The organism is Proteiniphilum sp. (assembly GCF_040307845.1).
In the GTDB taxonomy this organism is placed as follows: Bacteria; Bacteroidota; Bacteroidia; order Bacteroidales; family Dysgonomonadaceae; genus Proteiniphilum.
The window spans coordinates 26,123-50,758 of sequence record NZ_JAWRIS010000031.1; the positions used below are offsets into that span (position 1 = coordinate 26,123).

The 24,636-nt window shown below is 41.6% G+C and carries 21 protein-coding genes, 1 other RNA gene and 1 pseudogene; 17 read left to right on the top strand and 6 right to left on the bottom strand.

Features of this window, described 5'->3' with window-relative positions; all coding sequences use genetic code 11:
- The first annotated feature begins 134 nt into the window (after positions 1 to 134).
- The 12 genes from ABV001_RS07810 to ABV001_RS07865 all read left to right on the top strand — a co-directional run bounded on the left by ABV001_RS07810 (position 135) and on the right by ABV001_RS07865 (position 13,373).
- On the top strand, positions 135 to 458 hold the full coding sequence (locus ABV001_RS07810; RefSeq protein WP_352422272.1) for a hypothetical protein: 324 nt from the start codon (positions 135 to 137) through the stop codon (positions 456 to 458).
- Positions 455 to 682: a hypothetical protein gene (locus ABV001_RS07815; RefSeq protein ID WP_352422273.1), complete on the top strand. Its 228-nt coding sequence runs from the start codon at positions 455 to 457 to the stop codon at positions 680 to 682. Before ABV001_RS07810 ends, ABV001_RS07815 begins: the two co-directional genes overlap by 4 nt.
- Positions 679 to 1,179 carry a hypothetical protein gene (locus tag ABV001_RS07820; protein ID WP_352422274.1) on the top strand — a complete coding sequence of 167 codons (501 nt, stop codon included), beginning with the start codon at positions 679 to 681 and terminating at the stop codon, positions 1,177 to 1,179. Before ABV001_RS07815 ends, ABV001_RS07820 begins: the two co-directional genes overlap by 4 nt.
- Before the next feature lie 57 nt (positions 1,180 to 1,236).
- A complete protein-coding gene (locus ABV001_RS07825; RefSeq protein ID WP_352422275.1) occupies positions 1,237 to 1,611 on the top strand; it encodes a hypothetical protein in 375 nt (124 codons plus the stop codon).
- A gap of 20 nt (positions 1,612 to 1,631) precedes the next feature.
- Entirely contained in the window at positions 1,632 to 1,874 is a 243-nt protein-coding gene (locus tag ABV001_RS07830; protein ID WP_352422276.1) for a hypothetical protein, read from the top strand.
- Positions 1,875 to 1,941: 67 nt separating this feature from the next.
- Complete coding sequence (locus tag ABV001_RS07835; protein ID WP_352422277.1) at positions 1,942 to 2,454, top strand: hypothetical protein; 513 nt, start codon at positions 1,942 to 1,944, stop codon at positions 2,452 to 2,454.
- 15 nt (positions 2,455 to 2,469) lie between these two features.
- The gene (locus ABV001_RS07840; protein ID WP_352422278.1) at positions 2,470 to 5,466 is read left to right on the top strand and encodes a hypothetical protein; all 2,997 of its coding nucleotides are present in this window, start codon (positions 2,470 to 2,472) and stop codon (positions 5,464 to 5,466) included.
- Positions 5,463 to 7,616 carry a hypothetical protein gene (locus ABV001_RS07845; protein ID WP_352422279.1) on the top strand — a complete coding sequence of 718 codons (2,154 nt, stop codon included), beginning with the start codon at positions 5,463 to 5,465 and terminating at the stop codon, positions 7,614 to 7,616. Before ABV001_RS07840 ends, ABV001_RS07845 begins: the two co-directional genes overlap by 4 nt.
- A gap of 50 nt (positions 7,617 to 7,666) precedes the next feature.
- Positions 7,667 to 7,891 carry a hypothetical protein gene (locus ABV001_RS07850; RefSeq protein WP_352422280.1) on the top strand — a complete coding sequence of 75 codons (225 nt, stop codon included), beginning with the start codon at positions 7,667 to 7,669 and terminating at the stop codon, positions 7,889 to 7,891.
- A complete protein-coding gene (locus ABV001_RS07855) occupies positions 7,888 to 9,111 on the top strand; it encodes a hypothetical protein (protein WP_352422281.1) in 1,224 nt (407 codons plus the stop codon). Before ABV001_RS07850 ends, ABV001_RS07855 begins: the two co-directional genes overlap by 4 nt.
- Positions 9,112 to 9,113: 2 nt before the next feature.
- Positions 9,114 to 12,239, top strand: coding sequence for a hypothetical protein (locus ABV001_RS07860; RefSeq protein ID WP_352422282.1), 3,126 nt, complete (start codon positions 9,114 to 9,116; stop codon positions 12,237 to 12,239).
- A 156-nt stretch (positions 12,240 to 12,395) separates the two neighbouring features.
- A complete protein-coding gene (locus tag ABV001_RS07865) occupies positions 12,396 to 13,373 on the top strand; it encodes a site-specific integrase (protein WP_352422283.1) in 978 nt (325 codons plus the stop codon).
- Positions 13,374 to 13,410: 37 nt separating this feature from the next.
- Here ABV001_RS07865 and ABV001_RS07870 read toward each other — a convergent pair whose 3' ends face one another.
- From ABV001_RS07870 to ABV001_RS07880, 3 genes are all read right to left on the bottom strand, one after another.
- The gene (locus tag ABV001_RS07870; protein WP_352422284.1) at positions 13,411 to 14,619 is read right to left on the bottom strand and encodes a tyrosine-type recombinase/integrase; all 1,209 of its coding nucleotides are present in this window, start codon (positions 14,617 to 14,619) and stop codon (positions 13,411 to 13,413) included.
- A 99-nt stretch (positions 14,620 to 14,718) separates the two neighbouring features.
- Positions 14,719 to 15,121: a transfer-messenger RNA gene (gene ssrA / locus ABV001_RS07875) on the bottom strand.
- A gap of 201 nt (positions 15,122 to 15,322) precedes the next feature.
- Positions 15,323 to 16,609: a DUF3472 domain-containing protein gene (locus ABV001_RS07880; protein ID WP_352422285.1), complete on the bottom strand. Its 1,287-nt coding sequence runs from the start codon at positions 16,607 to 16,609 to the stop codon at positions 15,323 to 15,325.
- A gap of 147 nt (positions 16,610 to 16,756) precedes the next feature.
- Here ABV001_RS07880 and ABV001_RS07885 point away from each other — a divergent pair, with 147 nt between their 5' ends.
- The 3 genes from ABV001_RS07885 to pdxB all read left to right on the top strand — a co-directional run bounded on the left by ABV001_RS07885 (position 16,757) and on the right by pdxB (position 20,282).
- Positions 16,757 to 17,542: a sulfide/dihydroorotate dehydrogenase-like FAD/NAD-binding protein gene (locus ABV001_RS07885; protein WP_352422286.1), complete on the top strand. Its 786-nt coding sequence runs from the start codon at positions 16,757 to 16,759 to the stop codon at positions 17,540 to 17,542.
- A gap of 103 nt (positions 17,543 to 17,645) precedes the next feature.
- Positions 17,646 to 19,118: an NADPH-dependent glutamate synthase gene (gene gltA, locus ABV001_RS07890; RefSeq protein ID WP_352422287.1), complete on the top strand. Its 1,473-nt coding sequence runs from the start codon at positions 17,646 to 17,648 to the stop codon at positions 19,116 to 19,118.
- A 51-nt stretch (positions 19,119 to 19,169) separates the two neighbouring features.
- Complete coding sequence (pdxB, locus tag ABV001_RS07895; protein WP_352422288.1) at positions 19,170 to 20,282, top strand: 4-phosphoerythronate dehydrogenase PdxB; 1,113 nt, start codon at positions 19,170 to 19,172, stop codon at positions 20,280 to 20,282.
- Between the two features lie 291 nt (positions 20,283 to 20,573).
- Here the strand turns inward: pdxB and ABV001_RS07900 are convergent.
- Positions 20,574 to 21,107 (bottom strand): annotated as a pseudogene (locus tag ABV001_RS07900) (30S ribosomal protein S16); the annotation flags it as partial.
- Positions 21,108 to 21,435: 328 nt separating this feature from the next.
- Between ABV001_RS07900 and ABV001_RS07905 the strand changes: the two are divergent.
- Together ABV001_RS07905 and ABV001_RS07910 are read left to right on the top strand one after the other, a co-directional pair.
- The gene (locus ABV001_RS07905) at positions 21,436 to 22,527 is read left to right on the top strand and encodes a helix-turn-helix domain-containing protein (RefSeq protein WP_352422289.1); all 1,092 of its coding nucleotides are present in this window, start codon (positions 21,436 to 21,438) and stop codon (positions 22,525 to 22,527) included.
- 308 nt (positions 22,528 to 22,835) lie between these two features.
- A complete protein-coding gene (locus tag ABV001_RS07910) occupies positions 22,836 to 23,666 on the top strand; it encodes a response regulator (RefSeq protein WP_352422290.1) in 831 nt (276 codons plus the stop codon).
- 254 nt (positions 23,667 to 23,920) lie between these two features.
- On the opposite strand, the gene ABV001_RS07915 is transcribed toward ABV001_RS07910, so the two are convergent.
- Positions 23,921 to 24,304, bottom strand: a complete 384-nt coding sequence (locus tag ABV001_RS07915) for a hypothetical protein (protein ID WP_352422291.1) — start codon at positions 24,302 to 24,304, stop codon at positions 23,921 to 23,923.
- 145 nt (positions 24,305 to 24,449) lie between these two features.
- A partial coding sequence (locus ABV001_RS07920) for a transposase (RefSeq protein ID WP_352422292.1) occupies positions 24,450 to 24,636 on the bottom strand: 187 nt, incomplete at its 5' end.

A 24,636-nucleotide genomic window follows, 5' to 3' on the forward strand; every position in this document is an offset into this window, starting at 1 on the left:
CAAAGATATATGTTTATCATGTATTACGATGTTAAATATGTATAAATACAATCTAAAAAGTGAATATATATTTGTTTTATCATGTACTACATTGTATATTTGTCCCATCGAATAACAATTAAAAAAATATGGATATGGGAAAAATGAAAGCAAAAACAATCCAAATGCCACTCCCGGCCGAAGCTGCCGGAGGCAAACCCGTGCAAATCGCGGAGAGATCACCCGAAAGAGCCGTGGAACACATTCAGGAGTCATTCTCACTCCTGTTCTCCCAGAGCGACTCGGTGAAATGTATCATGGCAACCACGAACGGAGTACTCAACCTCCAGTTTATCGGCAACGGCTGTGTGGCAAACATGCAGATCTATGAAGTGACAAGCAAGGACGCCATCGAGGAGTACACTCCCCACACTCCCATCCGTAGGACACTCAATCCAAGGAAAGGAGGCACGGCATGAAAAATGTGAACTTATCCCCCGAATGCGTGAGCGCCCTGCAAGATATGCAACGGAACTACGATACTTACGTGGGAATGCTGGAATGCGCCTGCGATTACATCATCGACTCGGCCGACACGCTCAGTGAAGAGTTCAAACCGGGAGAGGCCATGGCCAGCCTCAAGCAGCTGCGCGACCTCAAGAATGTGATAGCCATGTTTGCCGGGAAAGGGGGTGAAGCATGAAAACAATCATACTTTCAGGCCCCGGGGCCAGCGGGAAAACGACCCAAGCACACCGCTTGATAAGGGAGATAAGCCCCGAAGAGTACAAGTATTACGAGATATTTTATCCCGACATCCCGGTTATTCAGGAAATTATGCGCCATCTGGAAAAGGAAAAATGTCCTACTGTGTTGATGGAGTGTGCTCCGCCCTCAGCCATTGAGAGCGTAGGCGTCAACCTCTATGAGAATGGTTTCAAAGGCACTTTCATTGCCACTACCAAAAATACGGAGATAGATGTTGTGAGACTGATTGATACGCATGCAGTGCGAATCTGTTTCCTTCACCGGGAAGAAAATGGCCTTTTGATAGACAGGATAGCCGATGTTATCACTCCGATTGTTCATGAGCATAATGCGGAATTCCGGCATATTGCCCCCTTCGGACATCCACCCCAATATAAATACATTTTCCCCGATGGGACTGAAGTATCAATAAAAAGTGGATGTTTGATTTGACTACTCACATAGCCCTTAATGTTTTTTCGTATATTTACAATTCAAAAAACATGCAATATGAAAGTAAGTAAGGCATATAAAAATGAGGTGAACATGGATGACGGAGATAGAAAACGGGAAAAAATCCTGTCGGACCTATCTCCGGAAGATGCCATTTTCCGGTGTGGTGAACTGCAGCTCTCTTATGAAGATACCTGCAGGCTGCTCTCATCCGAGATGAATCCGGAGAGACTGATGGATGACCTGAAGGATCCGGGGAGTAATCCCTACAAATGGTACCAGAACGGTGTGGCGGAGGGAAACCTGAAGCTGAACATCGAGCTGGAATATAATGTGGGTGAACCGAAAGCAAAGGATGCTTATAAAAACCTGTCGGCCGAACGGCGCCGGCAGGCTGTGAATAAAAAGCTGGATGATTTGTTCGGACTTTAATAATTGATTATTTTTGCCTTATGACCGCAATGATTATAATAATGGTACTCCTGCTCTACCCTCTTATCACGGTGATAAGATACGGTAAGGGCGTATTATTGCCCAATTTTGCCAGGGTAGACCGCCTGTTAACGCAGAAAACAGGGTTTCACTTCCGGGGTCCTTATTCCTGGAACAGTCTGTTCGGCAAGATAGTCTATTATCTGTTGCTCTCCATTTTCCTGTTTGGTATTTCACTGATTATTTACAGCCTCGCCCAATAAGCGGGGCTTTTTTTGTCCTTTACCCGTCTATGCCATCTCCCTATTTTCGTGGTAAAATATTACCGCGATGATATCTGACAGGATAACGAAATCGGAATTTGTCATTCAAGTGCTCGAGCGTGACGTTAAGAATATCTTTAACGCCCAACTGCTTATTGCCCGGCAAAACATCTATATCAAGGGACGGGCATTAAAGAAAGAAAAAAGAGGAGGTAATATTATCGGCCGGAAAACCGGGCGCCTGCTTGAATCACTCGAAAATCCGGATTACGTAATCGCCCAGCGTGACGACAAATTCATCGTGTCGTCCGGGATTGTAAAACACATGCGTTTCCTCGATATGAAGCGCCTTGGTAACCGGAAGATCTATAACCGGCAAGTATGGGGGATCCTGTACAATAATTCATTGCGAGATCTAAGACAAGGTTACGGCAAAGAATTGTATGATTTTGTGGGTGCCGCACTTTCGGAAGCATTCAGTTCCCGGTTTTCCTCGTCGAGTACTTCCAGTTCAAACAGTCAAAGCAAACATGAAAAGGCGATTGAGAGAATACATGAGTTGCAAGCAATGGGATATTAATTAATCAATCAAATAATGGCAAAACTAAGAGACGATCATATAAGGTGGATCCTGGATGTGGATGCGAAAGGAGTGCAGAAAGAGATACAAACCCTTTCGTCCAACATCAACCGGCTGAAAAAGGAGAACGAAGAGCTCTCTGTGACAACCGGCAAAGTGCAGAAAGCATTGAATGCGAATGAAAAGGAGATGCTTAAACTGGAGAAAGCCGGACAAACCATGTCCGACAGGTACAAGAGCCTTATTGCCATCACTGCCGGACAGAACGATATTATTGCTAGGAATACTGCTAAAATCAGGGAAAACGATGCTGCCATAAAGGAAAACAATAAAAACATAGACGATGTCATCAAGACGATGAAAATCGAGGACATGACAATGTCTCAATTGAAACAGCGGTATCAGGAGCTGCAGAAGACGATGGATAACACTTCCGCTTCTTTATCTCCTGAAGCATGGAAGGCTCTGGCCAAAGAACAGGAGGAAGTGGCCAAGCGAATGGATATTGTAAAAAATACCAATAAAGGCCTTATTGCCCAATTGGCAGGTATGAATCATCCGATTGGCACTGCAGCCAAGGCAGTACAGGGATTTGGCCAGGCGCTAAAGGCGTTGGCCGCAAATCCGGTGGGAGCTGTAATAATGATCCTGGTGGGTTTGTTTACGGCACTCAAAAAAATCATCGACTCCAATGAAGAATCGGTCAACGCGCTGAACAGGATATTGGCGCCATTGAAATTATTATTCGACGGCATCCTCTTTATTCTCCAGAAACTGACTGTCGCCTTCTTGAATTTTATCGAAAAGACTTTAACTGGCCTGTCGGAAATGATAGAACGTTTTCCATTCCTCAATAAGATCCTGGGAGGAATCAACGAGAAAGCCAAAGAAGCCGTTCAACTTGAAAAAGACAAGCAGGATCTCCGCCTTCAGGAAAGGGAATCTTTGAAAAGGAATGCGAAACTGGAGGCGGAAATCTCCGAACTCCGCACCGAAGCTACCCGGCGGGACAAATACTCAGCAGCACAACGGTTGAACATGCTGAATAAAGCGGCTGCCAAAGAAAAGGAAATTGCCGACGATAAGTTGGCCCAGGCAAAAGAGTCATTGAGGTTGCTCCATATTGAAGCGGCCAGGACTAAAAACGCGTCGCTGATGGCTGATAAGATTGCCGAAGCGGAATCAAACCTATCGAGAGTGCAAACGGAGCATAACAATAAAATGCGGGAGATAGAAAGTAATACCGCGACGGCCGTCAGGCAAATGAATAATGAAGCCAAGGAAGCCATGCAAAACCGTATCAAAGAGATTGACAAAACCCTTGACTACGAGATAAACCAGTTGAAGAAAAGCCGGATGGAGGGGCTTATAACCGAAAAAGAATACAACGATAAGGTTGAACAACTAACTTTAGAGGCCTTACAGAAGAAAATGAACATCAAAGGCCAGGAGAAACATCAGATCATCCAGTATGAATCGCAAATACTGGATGCCCAGATTAAACAGCAGGAGGAAGCTGATGCCATACTGCTCGAAGAACTCCGTAAAACACACCAAGAAAAGCTTGATATAATTAATTCCGACAGAAATACACAGTTGGAATCCCTGCAGGAGACGGAAAAAGACCAGGCTATTTACGCACTCCGTGCAAAGGAGATTGAAGTGAATGCTGCTGAAGCAAGAATGGCTGTGATAAAACAATTCTCTGAAACGCTGCAGCAGGTTGAGTTCAATAATGTGCAAAACCGGAAGAAAGCGATTGAAGACAATAATAAAGAGATCCTTTCGGCCGAAAAGGAAACATTAAAAGCCAGGGAACAATTACAGAAACAGTTTGCCAGGACTACCGCTGATTTCGAGCGCCAATACAACATAAAAACATGGGAACAAAGGATGGACGACGAAAAGCGTATCATTGATAAAAATTACCAGGATAATTATATCTCCGCGGAGACTCATAGATTGGCATTGGCAGCTATCGACAAAAAGTATGAAGATGAGAAACTGAAAGCCCGGGAACAATACGGACTGGCCTCGATGGCAGAACTCTACAATGCGGAAATGGATGCTCTGTTAGAACAACATGAAAAAGGGTTATTGGAAGAAGAAGAGTTTGAAAAGGCAAAGCTCCAGATAAAACTGAAGTATGCCCAGGAATATGCCCAGAGAGCAGCAGAGTTCGCGTCCATGGCAGGTGATGCCATATCGGCATTGATGTCAGCGGAAACCGCCAATGTGGAAGCCCGGTACGATGCCGAAATACAGGCCGCCGGGGATAACGCTGAAGAAGTGGAACGCCTGGAAAACGAAAAGGCGAAAAAGAAACTGGATATCGAAAAGAAATACGCCGACGTGCAGTTTGCGGTCACGGCTGCCGAAATAATTTCGAATACAGCCTCGGCAATAATGAGGACTTACGCACAATTAGGTTGGCCGGCAGGAGCGGTGGCCGGCGCCCTGATGGGTATAACCGGCGCGGCGCAACTGGCGGTGGCCAACACCCAGCGACAAAAGGTAAAACAAATGTCGCTCTCCGGATCTTCTTCCGATTCCGGTGTCCCGAAAACAGGCCAGATAAAATTAAAGGAGGGTTTCGCCGATGGCGGGGCCAATATGGGTGACCATACCGATGGCGGTTATACCGGCCAAGGTAACCGGTATGATGTGGCCGGTTGGGTTCCGTATCACCATGGGGAATATTTTGTGGCTGTTCCGGAGATGAAGGATCCTGTAGTGATGGACCATGTCCGGGCCATCGACAAGATCCGACGGAAAAGAACTACCAAAAACGCCCTCCCTCCCGGATTTGCCGACGGTGGCGCAAACATGCCATCTCCAGGATCTTCCTCCGGATCCGATACAGGTGCAATTGACAGTAGTATTGCCCGGCAATTGCTCGGCGTGCTGAATGATCTGCGTTCCGGCCATGTGAGGGTAAACTATGGCATCACTGAAATGGAAGCTGCACAAAAGGAGAAAGTAGAATATGAATCAAAATTTGATCTGAAATGAGTCTGAAAATAAAGAACAAAAATGGAGAGATATTCGACCTTCCGGTTGATTATGTCATTGAAGCGGAGAAAAACAATCCGTTATTCACCAACAAGGGAAGCAAGACCGTGCCCATCCATTTCCCGGATACTAATAATAACCGAAAATTATTGAACAACACCAACCGGCTCGATAAAGCAGAGCGACCTGAACCCATTCCGGTGGTAGTTGAAACCGATGCCTCTCAACAATCGGGACTGATGGTGATCAATTCAGGGTTCAATGCCGGTATCGGATTCGACGAATCTGAAATGTACAATAGAATGAGTTCCATGCTTTTGAAAGATCTTCCCAACCTCCCGTCTTTTTCAGCAGGTGGATCCACAACATCAGCAAGAGTGAATTCCATGCTCTCCCATCTTACCGCAGTGATGAAGGAGCAGATAGAGGCTGATTATTTCGTTTTTCCGGTATGCCTTGACTATCAATCAAAGTTTGTACCTGAGCCTGTCTCTGAATTAAAAAAATATTACATTATTCTGAATGAAGTGGAGAGAGTAGTGGAAAACCCTGAAGACCCTAATAACTGGCCACACGGCAGAATGGCTGAACTATTGGCGCTCAATCACCGGACATTGAGCTGGTATATTGATGGAGAAGAAGTGTATTTGGACGTTCCGAAAGGATATGGTGTTTCTCCGTTTATAAAAGTATACAGGATCCTGGAATTAATCTTCGACCATTTCGGTTTTATTATTGATGACAATCCTTTTAAGGATCACCGGCAACTGAAAAAATTGGTCGTATTGAATAATACCATGGATGCAATCCTGACCGGTACACTTTATTATAAAGACATGATGCCGGATATTACGATCAAGTCTTTTCTTGATGGATTGTACAACAAGTTTGGTATGCAGTATTCCTTGAATTCAAATGCGAGAACTGTCAGTTTGAAGTTTTTAAAAGATACATTAATACCGATGAAACTGGGGAGTGTAGGCCTTGATAATTTTAAGACAGAAGAACCAACTATCACCTATTCATCTCCCAAACAATTGAAATTGATAGCAAATAGGGAATTAGACAAGACTAAAACATTGTTCGACACCTACGAGGAATTCCTGCAGGCCAACAACCATGAGTTTACAGAAGTAAAATGGAGTGATAATACTCCCGTGGCAGTAACGTCACGTTTTCAAACATTTTGGAGCAGATACTTTATTGGCGACGCTCTTGGAACGCAAAGTTCGTTTTCTTCAGATTTTTTTGATTGGGACAAAAAGGATCCTGAGTTGGATTACGAGGAAATCAAGATGGATGACTTGTGTGTCCCTCTTGACTCAGTATTAGGGCAAATTTATCCGCATTACCTGGTTAATTACAAACACGCTTATTCCGATATCAACGTATCTGGTGAACTATTTGTCCCGGAGGTGAATCCCGCAAAACTGGCATTCGTATTTGGATGGGGAAAAACTAATCGTTCCGGGAACTTCGTTTTCAACTATTATTTTGCTTCACAAATCAACAGGGATGAAAATGGGGATTTCATATATGACCAGGCAGGGGAAAAATATGACATATCACTAACAATCAACCGTGAAGATGGTTTGTTTAACCGGTTCTGGAAAGAATATGATGCATTTCTCCGTTACTCGAATTTTGAGGTGAAATGCAAATTAAAATTGTCGGATGCCGATATTTTCAATTTTGACATGTTCAAAACGGCAATCATCAATAATCAGCCATTACTCCCAAAACAAATCAAATATAAGCTCAATCAGGAGGATGCCATTACTGAATGTACTTTCCAAACATTAAGACTATATGAGCCATACAATCTTGAAGAAGAACAAAAGATACCGGTTTATATTTCACAAAAATATTACTGGAGTTGGACGGATGTGAAAGTACCCAATACTGAGCAGGAATGGACTGATGAAGAAATAGAATACTGGATCATATCCGGACAAACGCTTAAGGAAATTATCATTGATGAGGTTCCCTATCCCACAAAGCAGATAGCCATGTTACCCCCTACCGAGGAACAGTTCCAGAATCAGGAACATAGGGTTTTTATCTATGATTATGTGATTTTTAGATTGCCCATAATAACAGTACAGATTCGACAAACTGTGACCTATGTACCGGCAATAATAAACTACTAATTTGTCCTTTACCGGTAATCCGGGGAGAGATATTTTTGAACAAAAATTGTATGCGGAAACAGACAATCATATCAACTCCTTCCATCACGGACACAAATATCCTGGTATCAAGATGGAGGGCAATCCCTGGAAACAGCGGCAAGTCATTATCAGAATTTTATGCATTCCTGACGGTTGAATCCGTTGACAGAACCCTGTTCCTTGCAGATCATACGGTTGAATCGTATGATGATGTGAAAGGTGACATCGTTGTATTAAAAGTGACTCCGAAATGATTACATTCACAAAACAGCCACCGGCAAACGTTTTAGTCAATAATCCTGTATCCTTCGAACTCCGTGCGGATAATACGGACCCACTCCGTTATATTGTCCGGATTGAAAGATACCATGGCATCTCGAATCATATAATATTCAATGGGATCTTGTTACCGGTACTCGATTTTGCGACGTCACAATACTATGCCACCCTGAATATATCAGAACTACTCAGGTCCTATCAGCTCAAAGCTTCCATATCAAACCCGGCACAACTGGCCAGCAAGGTAAATGATTTCTCAATGGGTTTTTCCGTAAGCTTCCACGACGGATCCGGATCAAACTTATTATATCAAGGCAAATTTTTCCAGGGAGGTGTTGGTAAAAAAATGCTCCGGCATCTCAATAATAACAATACCGACATTTTCGCATACAAGCTGCAGGATGCCGATAAGCAGTTCTTCCTCACAACCCGGACTTCCGGACGGCATATAGTTATAAAGGAAAATGAATTATCTCCTTTATATTTTATTGCAACGGATAAGGCTTACACAGTTGTCACGGAGCATGGCCAGACATTTACATTCCCCTTGATGACCGCTGGTGATGTATACGCGTTCAATATTGAAGTATTGAGACGGCTCAGTTATAATACATACCGGAAGATCCCCGCTTTTTTGGGTGTTATGATAGATGGCCGGTTCGTTTTCGATATCACCATTAAAGAGCCGGTAAAATCTCCTAATAAATACATCATTGAATTTCGGAATTCTTTTTCCGCCTTTGAAAGGCTTGAAGTTACCGGCAAAGCAAATTCAGAACCGGAATTTGCAGAAGACAATGCATTCATGGCCTATGACCGGTATATTGATGATTACATAGAACAAAACAACCGGTTAGGGATCAGGGAAGTTGTTAAAGCCGATTTTGGATACAAGTCGCTTGAAGAGTTCCTTTTCATGCGTGACATGCTCCAGAGTGATAAAAGATACCTGATCGATCCGGACGGGACCAGTCACGAAATAAGGGTCAGTGTCGAGAACTTCTCTCATAGCCTATTCCCAACCGAACCTGGATCCGTCCAACTAACCATCCGGCTTGTAGACAATGACAGTAATTACTCTCCAGGTATTGATGATTCCCTCCCCGATTTCAGTTTCGGAGAAGCCATCTGGCTGACCGGAAACACCAACGGTTATGGATTTTTATTTTCAGCATCAACGCTTAATACGATATAATTATGGCAGAACTTAAAAAAATATATTCGAATTATAACGGACAAACTCCAAGTACCGGCAAAGAAGTAGAAGACGCTTTCAATGAAAATTTTGAAACGTTGAATGAAAATTTAGTTCAATTAGCGGGTGAAGTGAGTGCTAATGAGGATTTAATTACACAATCCTATGCCCCTAACATCAATTTTATTAGATATTTCCCCATAATGGGGAGTAATTTGATAAAGACAAATGAGGGATTGCTTTTAAATCCAGGTAGTGGTGGTCCAACTTGGTCAGCCACAATTCCTAAATTTGCAGGTAAGGTTGCAATTGTGTTTGATGGCACCGTAAGTGGGATTGAAACTCCTACCGATAAAATTAGATTCCTCATTCAATATACAGGATATTCAGCCTATATAGAAATCACTCAAAACATGGATGGTATTAGAGTTTTGAGAGAAGTGGATTTCGACGAAAATATTGCGAATATCACAGTGATAAGTATTAAATCACAAGGCAATGCTCAAGCATTAGTTCGCAACATGTATGTAGGGAATAAGGATAGATACAATGAACCTACATTATTGCAGTATGAAATTGATAATCCAACTTTAACAGTTGACAACCTAATGTATTTAGGGGAAAACAAAAGTATGTTACTACCAAATCCTCATGATGTGGCAGTCCCTATTCAGGAGGTGTTAGACGTAAGCAAATATACGACAATATATTTTAGAGCTGATATTTCTTCTGTGGGAGCAGGTGTGAATGTAACTAATTTTGCTTTTTTAGATGCAGATACTAATCTAAATGCAATTAATCCACAGCCTCTATTTAGGCATCAAGGAACCAGAGGTTATGGCTATATCGAGGTTAACGTTTCATCTATAAATAGATTAAGAATAACCGTATCTGGTCAAGGATTACTGCATGAATTAGTTGCAAGTGAAAGTATTATGACTAATAAAACCAAAGCGGTTAAAAGTTTTGGGGCAGACATGCTTTTTAATAATCAGGTGAACCTGACCAATTTAGTCAAAAATACACCTATTAATGAATTGTTGGATGAAGGTCTATTAAAATATCAGACAACGCGTAATGAGGTAACGTTTCAAGACGAGTATGTTGGGTTTAATGTCAATAAAACTACGTCAATATGGACTGTTCCTCCCACCTCATATGATAGGTACTTCAGTGTTGCAGATTTTAGGAATATTACGGGTACACCGAGGATAGGTTACCTTAATTCGGATGCATCTATTACATATTTCAATATAAAAAAGGACGAGTCTTTTAGGCTTCCAGCAGGGCTTACAAATATATTCCTTCATCCATCAGGCGGAAGTATAGAGGTAAAACAATTATATTTAGGACGTCATCCCTACAATAGAGAATGGGTTGAAAATCTACCTCCCAGAGAAATGGATAACTATTTTGAAAATCCTGAACTGAAAGGTTTTCAAAATGTAATTACAAATGAAGAAGGTGAAAGAGCTATAAGGATATATGGTGATGGAACAGAGAAGTTCATAGAAGTAGAATATGATAAAGTTTTCGATAACGGCGTATTTGCTTTTCAATATAAAACAAGCGTTGATGTTATTAAGACTCGGACTGGTCATATAAATAGCGCAGGTGTAATAACAAATACCCTTATACAAGAAGGAATATATGTTTACCCGAATGTCAATCATATAGTACAACGTGAATTTTCTGAAGATAATCCCGGTGGTAGTCTTAGAGTGTATTTTACTGGGTCTCCATCTGATTACCTTGAAGTCTCATTACCTTCAATTACAAAAGATTCTCGTGGTGTTCAAGATGTTTTAATTAATAAACATACATCTGGAAATCAAAATGGCGGAGGTGTTGCAGAATATGACACGGTAAAAGAAGCTATATTAGACAATCCCGAGGGATTAATAAAAGTTGGAGAATATTTGTTAAGCAAGAATACTTCAAATCCTGTCAATAAGTCAGACTTTGAAAATATAGTTGGTCATAAACCTTCAAAATCAAAGCTATTAGGAAAAAGGTTTGTTGATTTAGGGGATTGGACATTAAAACTAATAACAACCGATAAAATGTTTATCTTCTTAAACTATTTGACAGTTAAATATACTTACGATTTAGAAAGTTGTTTGGTAAAAACTGAATTTGAGGGAGAAGATAGATATACGTTGGATGACTCTAAGCTGGAAACATTAACTACAGCTGTAGGCGTTACTGTTGCTATTAGAGAACTTGGAAGTGGAGAACTTGTATTTATAACATCGGGAGTAAAGCACTACTACACTTCAAATAATAGAACAATTATAAATGAATCTAATACACATACTCCAACAGTTGGGAGTCATATTGATACTTGGGCTTTTGATGCTTACGATGATACCGTGGTTTTCAGTACGTATTCAGCGGCTGGAGCAACGGGATATGGAAAAGGAAGTGTAATATTATCTATAGATTCAGGCAAAACATACAATGAAATATTAAACATAGATAGCGATTATGCTCGGGGGTTATTTGGTACAACAGCTATTAATTTAGCTCACATACACGGTGTTTTTATTGACCAATATAGAGATGCAATAATAGTATTAATGGGAGATTATAATATAGATAGCGTAGCATCTGGAAAGATATTAGTTCTGGAAAACTACAGGGAGGACACTGAATGGAGAATAATTGATTTAGATTTTGAGAATGGGAAACCAAGAGAGCAATACGTTAGTGGGATTGCTATGCAAAAATGTAATTTATTTGGAACAGATATGAATGAAACTTGTGTATCGAGACAAGCGATAGGTATTGAAGGGTTGAACAGTCCTAGAGAAGCTGTAGGAGACATCCACATAGGATTGGATTATGTTCCTTCATTTACAAGACCTATGGAAGAAGGCTCACCAATAGGTATTCATTTTTGCCACACAGGTGGTGCTGGTGGGGGTGATTACGCATATATGCAATTAACGATGGATGGTTTTTATTTTCCTACAGTATATAAAGACAACATAGAAAATAAGGGGTTCGGTAATTCAAATGGTAGAATATGGTGCTCAAAATCAGGTGAGGTATATATAACTAATTTTGGAGGTAGATTTACAAGAGAGCTTATCTTAGGTAAGTATAATGGTTTTAACATGGTGTAAATAGTCATATTCATTTAATGCACAAGAAAAAAGTTGTATCTTTGACGCTATAACGGCTGTCATTCCTGATTATATTTGATCCTCTCAGGCATCAACATATGATATAGCAACGGGAAATGGCGGCCGTTTCTCTGCCTTAACCAACAGATTAGGATCATGGAAGCGATAAGATTACAACCTTTTAGGATGAACCTTTCCCGTTCGCGTTCTCGTTATTATGATGTCGACAAGATATTTGTTGATTTTGTAAGTGAATACCTTGAGAAGAGCCATAGACCGGAAGGATATAAAATGATGTATTTAAATACGATGGATCACCTTGCCAAATTTTGTCAATTGTATGGGATCGACGTATTAACCGATGTGTATACCGATTCCATCGGTATGGAGTTCTGCGAGAATTTTGTTTACTACCTGAGAGCAGAAAAAAAGCTGATGCAAAATACGGTAAAAGGACATCTTGAGCGATTACAGGCAATGATCCAGAAGGCCATGTTGTTTGGGTATTGCGTGGATAACTCACACAAGGAAGTATCGGTCGCAGAAGAAGAGGTAGAGTCTGTTTTTCTGTCCATGACAGAGATTATACGGATTTATTACTTCGATAGATTGACAAGGTTCCAAGCAGAGGTTCGGGATCATTTCATCTTGGGATGCATGACCGGATTGCGTTACTCTGATTATTCAAGGCTCAATGAATCTAATTTTGACCGGGACACAAATATGATCCGGATCAAGACGAAAAAGACGGGAGTGGTGGTTTCTGTACCGATGCACAGGTTTGTCCGTGAATTGCTCAGGAAATATGATTACAACTTGCCAAAACCCAGGTGTATACAGTACTTTAACCGGTGTATCAAAGAAATATCCAGGAAAGTAGGATTAACGGATCCGGTACTCTGGGAACGGACCGTAGGTACTGAGGTTATAAGAAAAGAAATCCCCAAATGGGAATTGATATCATCTCATACAGCCCGTCGAAGCTTTGCGACTAACATGTTTCTTCAGAATATTCCGACTTATCGCATCATGTTGATAACCGGCCACAAAAGCGAGGAGTCATTCTTCAAATACATCCGTGTCACCAGGGAGGAAAACGCAGCCACACTGGCCGGTCACTTATTCTTTCAGTAATGAATAAAACTTTTGTAGGTCTGTTGGTGTATAAAAATTATATATCAGGGAAGTTATTCTTTATATTGTCGCCAGTACCTCCAAGTCTTTTCCTCCAGTATCCTTCAGTTGTTGTTACGCTTTTGTGCCGGAAATGACGTTGGATATCATACATGTTTGCGCCGGCATTTTTTAATTCCAGAGCTCCTGAATGTTTCCAACTATAATACTTGATTTCTTTCGATAAGCCCAAATCATCGCGGCACTTATTAAACCGGTAGCGCATTGCATTTTTACCAAGCGGTTTCGGCCCGGGTTCTCCATTTTCCCCGAATAAATACAACTCTTGTTCATAAGCCTCCAGATCGAGTTCATCCATCAACTTATAAAGCTGCTCAGGGATATCCACGACTTCCGTCCGTGAATTTTTTGCAAGATAATTCCTAACGGTGATTATCCGGGCTTGGTAATTAATCTGTTTTAACCGCATTAACCTCAATTCGGTGCCAGGGCGGATGGCGCAATAATATTGCATAGAACAGGCAAGCCACAATTGAGGATCTTCTTTTTCGATCTTCTTTTGCAACGATCTCCTTGTCTCAATCGGTAATGCCGGCGCCGACTCATCGACAACCCGTCCAATTCGAGGAACATTGAGTACCGGATTGGCCATGTTGATTTTCTTCACGCTGACTAAAAAAACGAAGAAACTATGCAACATCTGCTGGTACTTTTCAATCGTTAGCCTCGACAAATCATCTTCATCAGCCAAATTCTTTAAGAAATTGACGATTATATTATTATCAATTAAGTTGATTTGTTTCTCATGTAAATTCTTTTTCTCCAGATAATTTTCAAACGCGCGTAATTTTGATTTATACGATTGCATTGATTTTTTGCTAACTTCACTTCGTTTATATTTGAAAAACTCAGATGCGAGAACCCGGAAGGTATTCTCTTTTCCTAATCTTTTTCGTGATTTGAATGTGTTTGTGTCAAACATCAACTCATCTTCGTACTCGATCATCTTCTGTGTTGACATCTGACCGTTTTTAATCCTTTCCGTATAATCCCGGATGAGATTCCGGGCGTGATCCATTCTCAGTTCATACGTTTCCAGATCATTAAATCCGTCATAGATCCGCTTTCTTTCCATTTTGCCGGTATCCGGGTTACGCAATGAAAATTCAACATACCAATCCTTATTGATATTGCCATCCGCATTATTTAAGTGCGGCCAGATGATGTCTTTTTTTGTTCTGCTCATAAAAAAATAACTGCTTAACTGTCTATTAAATGTCTGTCAGACACATCATAGACAATCAAGCAGTTTTAATTTTTAGATTATCAGTCAGTTAGCGTACATTCGTGGAGCTGGAGGGAGTCGAACCCTCGTCCAAACGAGGAAGCAATCCGCTTTCTACATGCTTAGCTTCATTTTGGTTGTCGGGAGGGAGCGCGACTGAAGCCACCATACTTCCTCCTTATCTTCTTTATTTCGGAAAGGCGCCGAAGCCTCGCCTATCCTATCTCCGATTTACCTGCACCACCTGTTCGGAATGCTTCGAAGCCACAGCTTCCGGGTGATGTCTTGTTCCGTCACCTGTGACGGAATTAAGCGATTGATCTACTATACTTCGATCACGCAGCAAGAGCGTAATTGTTATTATTGCCAGTTAATGGTTCGACGTTTGAGATTAAAGTGCAAACCGACAACGCACTGCATGCTTACAAACCTCTTCTACCCGCTGTCAAAACCGGTCAACCCCGAGTTTTAGAAAACTAATTAATAATCAAAAGTAAACGGGCTGTTATCGAGTACGTGGGAAACGTGTCGGTAACGAAATATGTTTTTCAACAATATTTCTCCCCTCCTTTGATACAAAGATAGACGTTTTTATTGAAATGGCAAAATTTCAGAATTTCTATCGTTTTTGTGTTTGTCTTTGGTTATTGGTTCTTGGCTCTTTTTATGGCAGCCTATCAAAATCTATCTCCGGGGGTTGATTCCCGGCTGCTTTTTGAAATTTGGCATGAAATTCGGTCGAATCATGGAAGAAACCACAGTTTTTCAGGTAGAACCGTTTCGAATGTGAATCGTATCCGCCCTGATAATCAATACGGGCACCTGCTTTTGCCGTGGCATCATAAGAGAATAAAGCCTCCGTTGCTGATACCCATTCACCTGATTTAGTAAGAAACCACTGATTCCCGAAAAAGACCATCCGCGTAAGATATCCTTGCTCGGGACTGAAATTTTCCAGGAACGAATGGGCACGTTTATAGTAAGTATTGGTCTTCGGACGAAGGAATGAAGCAATAAGCCGCCATCGATTCTCTTCGGGAGCAAAAAACCACGAGGTATAGGTTGTATTACCCTTATTATCGGGATACACTCGGGTAAGGAAACGATAACTATACCCTGCCTTCCACGGATATCGCAAGAAACTCTGACCTCCCGATCCTTCATTGCCAAATTCGCCGGAATGGACACCCTCTCCTCTTTTGAGCATCACAATTTTCATGCTGTCGGGAATCTGCTTCGGATCCTGTGTTTCGAACGGGCTCCACACCGAAAAGAGTACCCTCCGTTCATTCTCCGAGTTGCACTGCATCCCGAAATATCCTTCACCAAATCCATTTGCCATATAATAGCTTCCAATCACATCATTATGCAAAGGCACGGTTATTTCATTGTAAAACCATTCAACAGTGTCTTCAGGCATGGTATAGGAAAGATGCACCGATGGTCCCCGACGTCCCCAATAATCGGAAAAATCATCTACGAAAACAATTTTTTCATCATCACTCTCGACGGTCAACGACTTGATTTCCCCAAAATCAGCTCCTGTTTTGGATACTCCTTGCAATGTGACCGCTGCATAACCTGGCTCAACAATATGGAAAGGTTTCAATTCTACACTAAACACTCCACCATTCAATTTGATATCCCGGACTTGTCTTGGTTTGTCTTGTTGAGATTCTACACTCACTTTTATCTTGGATTTCCCCTCATGGAGAACACCGTTTACCGTTATCCGGATCGTTTGTGGCCTGGAAAAGTAAATGAATGACTTTATCTCGCTTTTTGGATCGGTCCATTTCTCCAATCCATCGCGCCCAATTCGGGCTCCATCACGATGTGAAGTGACATAAGCATTTCCGCTCAGCCGGATCTCTTTCTTACTGATCGTTTGTGCAGGCAGGTAGGATACAAATAACAGCGCACAAAGCAAAAAGGGAAATTTAATATTCATTTTATCTATTAATTGGTGGTAAGTATCAATATCTAAATAGTTTATACCGTACAGATCATAATCACCCCGACAAAAGTACATTAATTTCTTTTACAAGACCCTAAAAAAAACTTACATTTGTACTCCGATTAAAGAATCCGACACAACATGAACAAAATCATTTCGAAAGAGTACTTATCCGATAAAGTAGTAAAGTTTGAAGTAGAAGCTCCATTGATCGCTAAAAGCCGCAGGGCCGGACACTTCGTGATCGTGCGCGTGGGGAAGAAGGGCGAGCGGGTACCTTATACTATTGCCGATGCCGATGTAAAAAAGGGAACTATCACTCTGGTCGTTCAAAAGGTAGGGAGATCATCACAAAAACTATGTGAACTCAATGCCGGAGATTATATTACGGATATGGTAGGGCCATTAGGAAAAGCTACCCACATAGAGAATTTCGGAACGGTTGTATGTGCCGGCGGTGGCGTGGGCATCGCACCAATGCTACCTATCATGCGAGCCATGAAAGAGGCGGGAAACAGGGTGGTTGCGGTACTTGCCGCCCGTACGAAGGAACTGATCATCCTCGAAGGACAGGTACGGGAACATTCCGACGAAGTGATCATCATGACCGACGACGGTTCGTATGGAGAAAAAGGATTGATCACTGCCGGAGTGGAAAAAGTGATCCAACGTGAAAAAGTGGATCTCTGTGTCACCATCGGTCCTGCCATCATGATGAAATTTGTGTCACAACTGACAAAAAAGTATGACATCCCCACTGTGGCATCGCTGAACACGATTATGGTGGACGGCACCGGAATGTGTGGTGCATGTCGTGTCACCGTGGACGGACAGACCCGGTTTGTTTGTGTAGACGGACCGGAATTCGACGCCCATCAGGTGGATTTCGACGAGATGCTGATGCGGCTAAAGGCGTATGATAGGTAAGTGGTTGGGTGATTAAGTGCCTAGGTGGTTAAGTGCCTAAGTGATTAAGTGGTTAGGTGGCTGAGTGGTATATCCAAAATTTTGAAAACTGAACGAACAATATATGAGTGAATATCTGAAAGCTGAGCGGGCTCAGGAGTGGCGCGAAACGCTGCGCAAATCGATAAAGACTAAAGAAAGGGTATCCATCCCCCGGGTGAAAATGCCTGAAGTAGATCCTGTAGTACGTAGCCGTAGTTATGACGAAGTAAACCTCGGTTTGACATCCGAACTGGCCGTCAACGAGTCACATAGATGTCTCGACTGTGTGGATCCGACCTGTATTAGCGGTTGTCCGGTGGAGATTAACATCCCCAAATTCATCAAAAATATCGAACGGGGTGAATTCTTGGAGGCAGCCAAAACACTAAAGGAAACCAGTGCCCTGCCCGCCGTCTGCGGTCGTGTATGCCCGCAGGAACGGCAGTGCGAAAGCCAGTGTTTCTACACGTTGAAGTTGAAAAAAGAACCTGTTGCTATCGGCCATTTGGAGCGGTTTGCAGCGGATTATGAACGCATGAGCGGTAATATCTCCCTACCCGGGACAGCGCCGGCCAATGGGATTAAAATTGCCGTGGTAGGCTCCGGTCCGGCCGGACTGGCTTTTGCCGGGGATATGGTGAAGTTGGGATACGACGTCACCGTATTTGAAGCGCTCCATGAATTAGGAGGAGTACTTCGTTACGGTATTCCCGAGTTCCGCCTGCCTAATGATATTGTAGATATTGAAATCGATGGCCTGAAAAAGATGGGCGTAAAGTTCGAGACCAACTGTATCGTGGGCAAAACCATTTCAGAGGAAGATCTCAAAGCAGAAGGTTATAAAGGTATTTTTGTGGGAAGTGGTGCCGGGTTGCCTAACTTTATGAATATCCCCGGTGAAAATCTGATAGGTATCATGTCATGCAATGAATACCTTACCCGTGTAAACCTTATGCAGGCTGCCGACCCGGAGAGTGATACCCCGGTGTACAAGGGAAAAAAGGTAGCAGTCGTCGGTGGTGGCAATACCGCCATGGATGCCGTACGGACCGCACGGCGACTGGGAGCCGAGAGAGCGATGATCATCTATCGTCGTTCAGAAGAAGAAATGCCTGCCCGTGTGGAGGAGATCAAGCATGCCAAAGAGGAAGGGATTGAATTTTATACACTGCATAACCCTCTTCGTTATGAAGGAGATGAACGTGGCCAAGTACAGAGAATGTTATTACAACGAATGGAACTGGGAGCACCGGACCAGTCCGGCCGTCGCCGTCCCGTCGCAATTGAAGGAGATACAATCTGGCTGGAAGTAGATGAGGTGATCGTAAGCGTAGGAGTCTCCCCCAACCCATTGATTCCACAAAGCTTTGAAGGAATGGAAGTCACTTCATGGGGAACTATCGTAGTGAACAGCGATACCATGCAGACTGCCGACGAGATGATCTTTGCCGGCGGTGATATCGTGCGTGGCGGAGCAACCGTCATCCTTGCCATGGGAGATGGAAGAAAGGCAGCCAAGGCAATGAATCAATATCTGGCTGATGTGATGATTTAACGATTTGATGATTTGATGAAGTTCTTCACTCTTAATTTTTAATTTTTCACTATGAAGATATTGGCAGATGCACATATCCCCTATTTGAGAGGGGTTGCAGAACAGTTTGGTGAGGTGGAATACCTTCCGGGAAATCAATTTAACAGGGAAGCTATCAGGGAAAAGGACGCGCTCCTCGTACGTACTGTTACCCATTTCGGAGAAGAGATCCTTACGGGAACCAACGTAAAGTTGATCTGTTCTGCCACTATTGGATTTGATCATATCGACACGGAGTGGTGTGATACTCATGGAGTTGACTGGCGTACAGCACCCGGCTGCAATGCTGCTTCTGTAGAACAATATATAACCGCCTCCCTATTATATCTGGCCGATAAATACCAGTTCGACCTGACAAGAAAAACCATTGGCATAGTAGGAGTCGGTAATGTAGGAAGCAAAGTTGATGCCGCCTGTAAGAAACTCGGGATGCGGGTATTGCTGAATGACCCTCCACGGGAAGAAAGTGAAGGTCCGGCCCTTTTTACGAATATAGAAACTATTCAACGCGAAGCGGATATCATCACTTTCCATACTCCTCTAACCAAAACAGGCAAATACAAAACTCATCATCTGGCAGATGAACAATTCCTTGCTTCGGTCGAAAAAAAACCTTTTATTATCAATGCAGCCCGTGGTGGCATCACCGATAATCAGGCATTAAAAAAAGCAATCCATCACGGACAAATTAGCGGAGTGGTAATCGATTGCTGGGAAAATGAACCGGAGATCGACAGGGAACTGCTTCAACTGGCCGACATTGCTACGCCCCATATCGCCGGTTATAGTGCCGATGGTAAATGGACAGCCACAAAAATGAGCCTCGAAAATTTAAATAAATTCTTTAATTTAAATCTTGAAAATATTCAATATCAACCGATTCCCGTTCCGGAAAGACCCTCGATTAACTTATCTGGAATCGCACCCGACCTACAACTTCAATATGCTGTATGGCACACTTATCATCCTTTAACGGAAACCATTGCACTGAAATCCGCACCCGAAAAATTCTACTGGTTCCGCTCTAACTATCCGTTACGAAGGGAATATCCGGCATACACGGTGCTTCATGCAGATGAGATGATTTTGCCAATCCTACTCAACCTGGGATTCAACGAAAAGTGAAGAAAATAATGTGGCGTAAAAAATGAAAAGCGACACAAAAAAGACCTGATGCAAACGCACCAAGTCTTTTTTCCTTATGTATGTTTAACTTATTTATTCAGGTTTTTCTTCAGCGGCTTCTTCTGCTTCCGGCTCTCCCTTTACTTCTGCAGGTTCCTCTGCGGCGGGTGCCTCCTCGGCTACGGGAGTTTCTTCTGCGGGAGCAGGAGTTTCCTCTACTTCAGCAGGGATTTCTTCTACAGTCTCTTCAACTGCTGGTTCAGCCGATGCAGCCTCTTCTACTGCCGGTTCAGCAACTTCTACAGTTTCTTCAGCAACAGGTGCTTCTGCTTCTTCTACCGGAGCAGGTGCATTGGCAGCTTCTTCTTCAGCTCTTTTCTTAGCCAAAGCTTCGGCTCTGGTTTTATTAACCTCTTTTTCGGCATCCAGACGAGCTTTTTCTTCAGCACGCTTTTGCTCATCATCCTTGTCCATAATCTTTTGGGCAAGCTGCGATTTCGAGTTTTTCCATGCTTCGAATCTTTTTTCAGCTTCCGCTTCATCAAAAGCGCCTTTTTTCACACCTCCGAGAAGATGTTTTTTCAATAATACCCCCTCTTCCGATAAAATATTACGTACAGTATCGGTGGGTTGTGCCCCTGTCTGCAGCCAATACAAAGCTCTTTCGAAATCTAAAGTGATCGTAGCAGGATGTGTGTTCGGATTGTAAGAACCTATCCTTTCAATATACTTTCCATCTCGTGGTGCTCTGCTATCTGCAACAATAATCTGGTAGAAGGGATAATTTTTACGTCCTCTCCTCTGTAAACGAAGTTTTGTTGCCATTTAGTAGTTTCTTTTAAAATTGTTTTTTTGCATTTGCGGGTGCAAAGATAGCGATTAATTCCATATCATCAAAACTGATTCATCCAGAAATAAAACATGAGCTCATTTTTTTCCTGTCTGATAACATAAAGTGAAATAGCATTTATATTAGAAACAATTTTTATTTGGAACTTTTCACAAAAATCTATATATTTGAAACTATATTGTCCTGTTATTGTTAAAACAAGACAAGATAAATAGATGAAAGTCGAAGATATTCAATAGAGGTGTGATTATTTTGTTTGGAGCGGAATATCTGATTTTTTCAAAACTTTAAACCGGTAAAGCTATGATCGACCATCTCCACTTTTTTTTCGCTACCGGAGTTTTCTGGACCACGCTAATACTCTCTTTGGTATTTGCTTTCGGTTCAACGCCCCAAGACAAGCACCTTCGCAATTACAACAGGGCTAAATATATCATGGCCTTTACCTATTTGCTATTCACGGCCTTTAGCGTATTTATCATAACCGGCAGATTACAGGAATTGGATATTCTTTCCCTCAAGATATCCATCCTCATTCTCTTCACTTTCCAACTGCTTCTCTTTACATACATAAGCCTGACCCTGATCAATTACAAGTATTTATCAATCAGATTATTGATATATCAGTTGATTCCTGTGATTATCCTGTGTCTGCTCTCCATATTGTCGAATCTTTTGAATTGGGGTGAAAAAATAGTCATTATTCTCTTTTATAGCCTCTTACTTTTCTTTGTACTCACTCTTCTGATCGTTACCCGCTTTTTCTTTATCCACTACAGGAAATACCGGAAAAGAGTGGACAATTACTTCAGCGAAGTTGGGACCGATCACCTGAGATGGATACATGTCTCCTATCTGTTCTTATTCATTTCCGGTATGGCTGTCATCATCATCTCCTTTACCACCTTGGAGATTATCATACCATTCTACATATTGGCCATTCTTTTCTATACTGGTTATGCCGTCCACTTTCTCAATTACAAAAATATTTTCTATATCATGAGACCGGTACTGAGAGAAGAGGACGAAAAACCAATAAAGTCATCCCAAATCACATTCTCCCAAATAGAAAAGGCCGTGGAAAAGTGGGAACAGCAAAAGTTATTCATCAACCCGAAAATTACCATTGCCAAGGTAGCATCCCATATCTCCACCAACAAGTCATACCTGTCGCAATATATCAACAATTCAAAACAGAAGACTTTCAATGAATGGATCAATGGATTACGTATCGAAGAAGCTAAAAGGCTGATGACAACCAATAAAAATATGACCATTGAAGAAGTAAGTGAAAAAGTTGGATATACCGACACAAGTTATTTTAGCAAATGTTTCGTGAAATACACAGGAATTACGGCCTACAAATGGAAAAATAACAACCCCACGCAGGTATAAACACCTTAATATAAGCTTATTTGCAAAATATCATCCCATTGACAACCCATTGTACGTTTTTATCAAAAATAATAGGGTATCGTGTTTTTTTAATTTTGGTAAAATCAGCAATAAGATTTTGTTGATTTTACCATCTACCCATGGCCAATATTATTAATTTTACAGACTTTTGGTTGCAAATTCAAGACAAGTCAAAAAAATATATAGGAGGGTCTGGTGGTCTTTTCTCGTACTAAATTGTTTGCTTTTAAATATACAGCGTTAAAAAATATCAGTAATCAAACTTATAATAAGAGATTTATCATTATATGCGACAGAAAAAACATATATTGAATCTGTATGCACAGAGATGGCTTATTTTTGCCTCATGCATTATTTTGTTTGCATGCATCCCGGAGGATATGAGAATGATGGAATCAGCCACAGACATACTATCCCCGGAGAAAAATTACAATGCGATAGACAGGTCAACTTATGAAAAGAAATCAAATGAAAATGAGAAAACATTGCCGACTGTACAACTTGATAATATTGAGATAAATAAAACAAAGTCCACACAGGTTGTCTTATTAATTATTACGGCTTTGACCGGTTTCATACTCTTTCTTATTCAACAGTATCATTTGAAAAAACAAGAGGAAGAGTCCTCCCTTTATTTAGATGGAATGTCATCTGAACCGATTGCTTACTCGGATGAGGACATCCCTCACAATAATCCATCGTTACTCATTATAGAAAACAATAAGGATATGTTCTATTATCTCTCTTCATTTTTGGAAGAAAACTACCACATATTCACTGCCGATAATGGAAAAGGAGCCATCCGAAAAGTTGCTGAAACCATGCCCGATGTTATCATTTCAAACATAACAATACCAGGGATGAACGGCTATGATTTATGTAAAGAGATAAAAAAATCGGATGCCACCGCTCACATACCGGTCATCCTGCTCTCTGCTTACGGTTCCAGGGAAGAACGCATAAAAGGATTTAGATGCGGAGCCGACGCGTTTCTTTCCAAGCCGGTGTTTGAAGATGAGTTGCAGGCCGTAATCGACCAATTAGTGGATGTGAGGCAGCAGATAAGTAGCAAATATGCGCTCGCCGCGATAAACGCGGAAAAAAATAAAAAAAAATAAAGTAAGGAATTTTTCTCCTTACACATTTTATTTATCACAGCTTTTACATTTTATTTATCACAGCGATAGGCAACGGTGGAAAACACCGATGCCTATCTCACATTTACAAAAAAGTGTGGAAAACCGCTTATATAAAGCAAAAGCCGCTTGAATTCTTTCGGGGTAAATAAAAACCCTGATAATCAATTGACTACCAGTGGTTTTATTTAAGAGTGATCCGCCTGGGATAACATTCATTACTATAAATCAACAGATTACAAGTACAGGTCTAAAAACAGTCCCAACTCCGTACGGATGTTTGAATAGTAAATAGAAGATCCGTCCGCCTGCGTTCTGGTCAGTTTTACCCATAAATCCCGCTTTCTGTAAACCTTTCCTTCTTTGTCCTCGACAAATTGATACATCTCCCTCAGCATATTATATGCTTTATCATAGTGATCAGTTCCTGTAAATTTGTGTATTAAATACAAACCTCCGTCTCTGAAATAGTACTCTACCTTGTTATATTGGTCTATACGGTAAATAAGGAATGTCTCCCCCTCACTTTCGAGCGTGTTTTTTTCTTTTAATTTTATGATATCTTTTCCTGATCCGAATAATATTTCCGGCTCTTCGATGACCCCATCAGTGGGGAGCACGGTTATTTTGCATGAATCTGATTTGTCTTTATATTTAACTATCAGATAAGTCTCACCCACATGCTCTGCAAGAACTCTAAAATCTGGCTCTTTAGTGTAAGCAGTGGCAATAAAATCATCCTTAATATAAGAACCTGTTTTGAATTTATTTCCTAATTTTTCTAAGCATGATCTGGCAAAATGTTATTTGCAGCATAGCTTCTGCCGACTCTGTTTTATACTCGTAATCAGTTGTCATCCTCCTGTAATTCTCGATCCAGGAGAATGTTCTCTCTACAATCCATCGCAGGGGAAGAACCTGGAATTTCTTTGATGATTCATCCGGACGAAGT

What these genes read in the sequence shown, in the direction of transcription:
- ABV001_RS07845 (WP_352422279.1), top strand. Translation starts at nt 5,463, where the DNA reads ATGAGTCTGAAAATAAAGAACAAAAATGGAGAGATATTCGACCTTCCG.
- pdxB (WP_352422288.1), top strand. Translation starts at nt 19,170, where the DNA reads ATGAAGATATTGGCAGATGCACATATCCCCTATTTGAGAGGGGTTGCA.
- ABV001_RS07880 (WP_352422285.1), bottom strand. Translation starts at nt 16,609, where the DNA reads ATGAATATTAAATTTCCCTTTTTGCTTTGTGCGCTGTTATTTGTATCC.
- ABV001_RS07850 (WP_352422280.1), top strand. Translation starts at nt 7,667, where the DNA reads ATGCGGAAACAGACAATCATATCAACTCCTTCCATCACGGACACAAAT.
- ABV001_RS07825 (WP_352422275.1), top strand. Translation starts at nt 1,237, where the DNA reads ATGAAAGTAAGTAAGGCATATAAAAATGAGGTGAACATGGATGACGGA.
- ABV001_RS07810 (WP_352422272.1), top strand. Translation starts at nt 135, where the DNA reads ATGGGAAAAATGAAAGCAAAAACAATCCAAATGCCACTCCCGGCCGAA.
- ABV001_RS07885 (WP_352422286.1), top strand. Translation starts at nt 16,757, where the DNA reads ATGAACAAAATCATTTCGAAAGAGTACTTATCCGATAAAGTAGTAAAG.
- ABV001_RS07855 (WP_352422281.1), top strand. Translation starts at nt 7,888, where the DNA reads ATGATTACATTCACAAAACAGCCACCGGCAAACGTTTTAGTCAATAAT.
- ABV001_RS07905 (WP_352422289.1), top strand. Translation starts at nt 21,436, where the DNA reads ATGATCGACCATCTCCACTTTTTTTTCGCTACCGGAGTTTTCTGGACC.
- ABV001_RS07840 (WP_352422278.1), top strand. Translation starts at nt 2,470, where the DNA reads ATGGCAAAACTAAGAGACGATCATATAAGGTGGATCCTGGATGTGGAT.
- ABV001_RS07830 (WP_352422276.1), top strand. Translation starts at nt 1,632, where the DNA reads ATGACCGCAATGATTATAATAATGGTACTCCTGCTCTACCCTCTTATC.
- ABV001_RS07820 (WP_352422274.1), top strand. Translation starts at nt 679, where the DNA reads ATGAAAACAATCATACTTTCAGGCCCCGGGGCCAGCGGGAAAACGACC.
- ABV001_RS07860 (WP_352422282.1), top strand. Translation starts at nt 9,114, where the DNA reads ATGGCAGAACTTAAAAAAATATATTCGAATTATAACGGACAAACTCCA.
- gltA (WP_352422287.1), top strand. Translation starts at nt 17,646, where the DNA reads ATGAGTGAATATCTGAAAGCTGAGCGGGCTCAGGAGTGGCGCGAAACG.
- ABV001_RS07910 (WP_352422290.1), top strand. Translation starts at nt 22,836, where the DNA reads ATGCGACAGAAAAAACATATATTGAATCTGTATGCACAGAGATGGCTT.
- ABV001_RS07835 (WP_352422277.1), top strand. Translation starts at nt 1,942, where the DNA reads ATGATATCTGACAGGATAACGAAATCGGAATTTGTCATTCAAGTGCTC.
- ABV001_RS07815 (WP_352422273.1), top strand. Translation starts at nt 455, where the DNA reads ATGAAAAATGTGAACTTATCCCCCGAATGCGTGAGCGCCCTGCAAGAT.
- ABV001_RS07865 (WP_352422283.1), top strand. Translation starts at nt 12,396, where the DNA reads ATGGAAGCGATAAGATTACAACCTTTTAGGATGAACCTTTCCCGTTCG.
- ABV001_RS07870 (WP_352422284.1), bottom strand. Translation starts at nt 14,619, where the DNA reads ATGAGCAGAACAAAAAAAGACATCATCTGGCCGCACTTAAATAATGCG.